Below are 5,115 nucleotides of genomic sequence, written 5' to 3'. Positions count from 1 at the left end.
GGTTTGTCTTTCTGTGTTTTGCTCTTCCGTTCTGACGCTGGGGGTTGCGGGCCTTCGGGCCGGGGGCGGGGGGCGGCCACCGGTCGCCCCCCACCCACCGGGGATCAGCAGACGCCGCGGCTGCGGAAGTCCGAGATGGACAGGCTGCGGTTGAAGCAGACGAACGGCGCGAAGCGCTGGTCGTCGTCGAGGTTGAGCTTGAGCCAGGAGACGATGGCCCGGGACACGTTGGCGTTGGGGGTCTGCGGGAAGAAGTGGCTCCCGCCGGACAGCTCCACGTAGCCCTTGTCGCCGCCGAGGGTGGTGTAGAACGGGATCGAGTGCGTCGCGACGGGTGCGATGGTGTCGGCCTGGCCGCCGACGATCATCACCGGCGCGTCGACCTCGTTCCAGGTGGTGTCGAGATTCCAGGGCGCGAGCGGCACCCCGGCCCGCAGGGAGCTGCGCTCGCTGAGCGCCTCGAGGGTGCCTCCGCCGCCCATCGAGTGGCCGGCCACCCCCAGCCGGTTCCCGTCGACCCGGGTGCGGATCGAGCTGCGGTCGGTCAGGTAGTCGAGCGCAGCGAGGAGCTGGTCACCCCGCTGCCCGGGCTGGTCCAGCAGGGTGTTGGTCTCGATGCCGATCACGACGATGCCCCACGACGCCAGCCGCGGACCCAGCCAGGAGAGGCTGGACCAGGTCGCGGTGAAGCCGGGGGAGATCGCCACCGCCGGGTACGGGCCGTCGGTGGCGTCGGTCGGGTAGTAGATCGTGCCGCCGCCGAAGCCGATGGCGCTGAACCGGGAGACATTGGCCGACGAGGTGCGGTAGCTGCCGCTGCCGCCGATGTTCGACGAGGTCGGGTTCTGACCGCGCTCCGCCGCAATCGCGGCGGGGGCGACGGCGGCGCCGCCGGCAAACAACGCGGCGGAGACGGCGACGACCGTGATGACACGGTTTCTGAGGGAACGCAGGGACATGGAGGATTGCCTCCTCGAGCCGGGGGTGGGAGAAGAGCGCGAGCGGGTACGACGGCGCCACCCGGCGGTGTGCCGTCCATAAAGAGGTGTGAGTGCGGTCAGGCCGGGGCCCGGATCGGTGCCGCCCGATGGGGTGTCACCTGCGCGCTGCCGGGGGTTCCGCCGTGACTTGAGGTGACTTTACGGTCCCTGCACACGACGCCGTATCGGCGAAATTGCCAGTGCGTGACGGCGCTGAAAGTCAGGCCACCCGGAAGGAGACGGACGCCTGCGCGGTGGAGTCGCCGCCCACCCAGACGTCGAACGTCGAAGCGTCGAGCACCCAGTCGCGGGCCGCCGCGTTCCAGTACCGGCGGTGGTCGGGCCCGACGGTGAACTCGAGCGTGCGGGACTCGCCCGCCGCGAGCGTGACCCGCCGGAAGCCCTTGAGCTCGCGCACCGGCCGCGACGACGAGCCGTGCCGCTGGTGCAGGTAGAGCTGCACGACCTCGTCGGCCTCGCGGTCGCCGGTGTTGGCCACCGACACCGAGATCGTGACGGTGTCGTCGACCCCGGCGGTCTCCCGGTCGGCGGTGAGCCCGCTGTACTCGAAGCGGCCGTAACTCAAGCCGTGGCCGAACGGGAACAGCGGCGTGCTCGCCTCGTCCCAGTAGCGACGCGCCTGGTTCTCCGGCTCGTGGGAGATGGTGTGCGAATACACCATCGGCACCTGCCCGACCGTGCGGGGCCAGGTGAAGGGCAGCTTGCCGCCGGGGGAGACGTCACCGAAGAGCAGGTTGGCCACGGCTTCGCCGCCGCGGGTGCCCGGATACCAGATGTCGAGGATCGCCGGCACGTGCTCCGCCGCCCAGCGCAGGTCGAGCGGGCGCCCGTTCATGACCAGCAGCACGACCGGCGTACCCGTCCCGGCGACCGCCTGCAGCAGCTCCAGCTGCCTGCCGGGCAGCTCCAGCGACGACCGTGACGCCGCCTCGCCGATCATGTTCTGCCACTCGCCGGCCACGACGACCGCCACGTCGGCGGCCCGGGCGGCCTCGACGGCCCGGTGGAACTCCGCCTCCTCGTCGAAGCCCTCGGGGTCCTCCGGCGCGTTCCCGCCGAACATGTCGAACATCGAGGGGAACACGCGCTGCCCGACGCGGACGCCGAGGGCGTGGTCGACGCGCACGGCGTCGTCGGCCCTGGCCCGGATGCCGTCCAGCACGGTCACCGTCTCGTCCAGGTCGAAGTCGAAGACCCACGGTCCGATGGTGTCGCGCTGCGAGTCGGCCAGCGGCCCGATCACCGCGATCGAGCTCAGCCGGCCCAGGTCGAGCGGCAGCAGGCCGCCCTCGTTGCGCAGCAGCACCGCCGACCGCTCCGCGGCCACCCGGGCGACGTCACGGTGCGCCGGATCCGCCAGCACCTCGCGGGCACGGTCCTCGTCGACGTACGGCGCATCGAACAGGCCGGCCTGGATCTTCGCCGCCAGGACCCGCCGCACGCTCGCGTCCACCGCCTCCTGACTCGCCGCGCCCGACTCGAGCGCCTCGGGCAGATGGGCGTACGCCGGGTCGGCGATCGCCATCTCCATGTCCGTGCCGGCGTTGACCGCCCGCGCCCCGGCGTCGGTCAGATCGGCGGCGAACCCGTGCGTCAGCAGGTTCCGCACGGCGTTGGCGTCGCTCACCACGAACCCGTCGAACCCGAACGTCTCGCGCAGCACCTCGGTGAACAGCCACCGGTTGCCCGTCGCCGGAATGCCGTTGAGGTCCATGTACGCGGTCATCACGTTGCCCGCACCGGCGTCGACGGCGGCCCGGAACGGGGGCAGGTACACGTTCCACAACTCGTACTCGGACACGTTCACCTCGTCGTAGTCGCGGCCACCGACGGCCGCGCCGTACCCGGCGAAGTGCTTCGGCCCGGCGATCACGCCGCCGCTCTGGAAGCCGCGCACCTGGGCGGCGGCCACGGCCGCGCCGAGATACGGATCCTCACCCGCGCCCTCGATGATCCGGCCCCAGCGCGGGTCGCGGGCGATGTCGACCATCGGCGCGAAGGTCCAGTGGATGCCCACGGCCCGCGCCTCGCGGCCGGCGACCGCCTGGCCGCGCTCGATGGTCTCCGGATCCCACGAGGCGGCCATCGCGATGGGCACCGGGAAGATCGTGCGCAGGCCGTGGATGACGTCGAAGCCGAACAGCAGCGGGATGCCGTGGCGGTTGCCCTCCAGCGCCAGCCGCTGCAGCCGGTTGATCTGCGCCGGATCGGTCACGAACAGCAGCGATCCCACGCCGCCCTGCGCGAGCGCCGACTCCACCGCCGCCGGCTGCGTGCCGATGTCCAGCCCCAGCGCCGGGTCGGCCTCGACGCCGGCCGGCAGGGTGAAGTAGAAGTACTGGGTGAGCTGCCCCGCCTTCTCGGCCGGCGTCATCGTCTCGAGGAGCTCATCCACCCGTGCGCGGATCGTCATGCGTCACTTCCTCGGGATTCGACCGGCCGACGTGCCGGAGGTCGTTCGCGGTGCGCAGCACCGGAGCCGCACCCAGGGCCTGCTCGAGGTCGCGGACGCCGGTGCGGACCCGGAACGTCGCGCTCTCGCCCGCGGGCAACGAGACGAGGGCTTCGTCGACGAACGCGTCGGCGGCCACCCGGTCGGCCAGCAGCGTGACGTCCCGCGCGAAGGAGCGGGCGGTCACCGTCACCGTGTATCCGTCCTCGGCCGGGCGCACATCCACGTCCAGCGGGTCCTTCTCCAGGGCCATCTCGAGGTCGGGCACGAACGTGTGCACGGTGGCGTACGCGTCCAGCCGGGCGACCACGATCTCCGCCGCCGGATCATCCGGCACCGCCACGTCGAGGGGCACGGCGACCGGCCGGGAGGTCCGGGGTTCGAGGTCGACGGAAACCGTTGCGGTGGCGAGGGATCCACTGCCGAGTCGCTGGCGGCTCAGCGCGATCTCGCCGCGCCACGGCTGGTCGGTGTCGTTGAGCACGGCCACGGACAGGGCGTCGTCCTCGGTGACGAACACGAGGTTGCGCGGGGCGAAGGCGCGCCGCAGCGCGTACCAGAGGGGCTTGGGTCTCTCCTCGGAGTCGACCGCCGCCCACGAGGTGACCGGCCAGCAGTCGTTGAGCTGCCAGACGACGGCGCCCGCGGTGCGCGGCCACCAGCGCCGGTAGTGGTCGATGCCGTACGCGACCGCGCGCGCCTGGTTGAGCTGGGTGGCCCAGTGCCAGTCGGCGAAGTCGGCCGGCACGCCGAGGTGCGGGGCGAGTCCGCGGTCGAGCTTGCCGTTGCCGTCCACGGCCTTCTGGTGGAGCAGGAAGGTGGGGTCGTTCTTCGGGTCGTCCGCCTCGGCCAGCGGCCGGCCGTCGGCGGCGTGCACCCAGTCGGTCAGCGTGCGCCACGCGGGCGGCGCCTGGAAGCCGAACTCCGAACAGAACCGGGGGATCTCGCCGCGGTAGTTGGTGTAGTCGATCGCGTTCCAGACCTCCCACTGGTGGTGGCTGCCGTGATCGGGGTCGTTGGACCGCACCTGCTTCGGGTCGTACCCCGGCGAGCTGGGGCTGTTCGGGCTGTACGGGCGGGTCGGGTCCAGCTCGGCGACGACCGCGGCGAACATCTCGTGGGCGTACCGGCCGCCCCACGTGCGGCCCTCCAGCGCGTCCGGCCAGTTCCACTCCTCGTAACCCCAGAGGTTCTCGTTGCCGCCGTTCCAGAGCGCGAGCGAGGGGTGCGGCGCGAGCCGGACCACGTTCTCCCGGGCCTCCGCCTCGATCTCCTCCCACAGCGGGGACTCCTCCGGATACGCCGCGCAGGCGAGCAGGAAGTCCTGCCACACCAGGATGCCGCGCTCGTCGCAGGCGGAGTAGAAGTCCTCGCTCTCGTAGATGCCGCCGCCCCACACCCGGATGAGGTTGATGTTCGCGGCCACCGCCTGGTCCAGCCGCCGCCCGAGGCGCTCGGCCGTGATGCGGGTCAGGAAGTGGTCGTCCGGGATCCAGTTGACCCCCTTGGCGAAGATCGCGCGGCCGTTGACGGAGATGGTGAACTTGGCGCCGATCTCGTCGGGGGAGGAAGGACGCCTGCAGGTGGGCGATGTTGTCGAAGAACAGCCGGGACACCGCGATGAACCGCAGGTATTCCATCGTCGTGGCCTGGGTGCGGCCC

General features: G+C 71.7%; 3 protein-coding genes. All 3 read right to left on the bottom strand.

Annotation, left to right across the window (positions count from 1 at the left end):
• Nucleotides 1-104: 104 nt before the first annotated feature.
• Nucleotides 105-959 (bottom strand): alpha/beta hydrolase, encoded by an 855-nt coding sequence (locus tag AB0M20_RS26480; RefSeq protein WP_364302634.1) that lies wholly within the window; start codon nucleotides 957-959, stop codon nucleotides 105-107.
• 241 nt (nucleotides 960-1,200) lie between these two features.
• Nucleotides 1,201-3,414: a glycoside hydrolase family 3 N-terminal domain-containing protein gene (locus AB0M20_RS26475; RefSeq protein ID WP_364302631.1), complete on the bottom strand. Its 2,214-nt coding sequence runs from the start codon at nucleotides 3,412-3,414 to the stop codon at nucleotides 1,201-1,203.
• Entirely contained in the window at nucleotides 3,389-4,945 is a 1,557-nt protein-coding gene (locus tag AB0M20_RS26470) for a hypothetical protein (protein ID WP_364302636.1), read from the bottom strand. The genes AB0M20_RS26475 and AB0M20_RS26470 overlap by 26 nt, the downstream gene beginning before the upstream one ends.
• Between the last annotated feature and the right edge of the window lie 170 nt (nucleotides 4,946-5,115).

Source organism: Actinoplanes sp. NPDC051633 (genome assembly GCF_040681735.1).
Classification (GTDB): Bacteria; Actinomycetota; Actinomycetes; order Mycobacteriales; family Micromonosporaceae; genus Actinoplanes.
The sequence above is the reverse complement of the archived record's forward strand: the minus strand, read 5'-3'. Positions and strand labels throughout refer to the sequence as shown.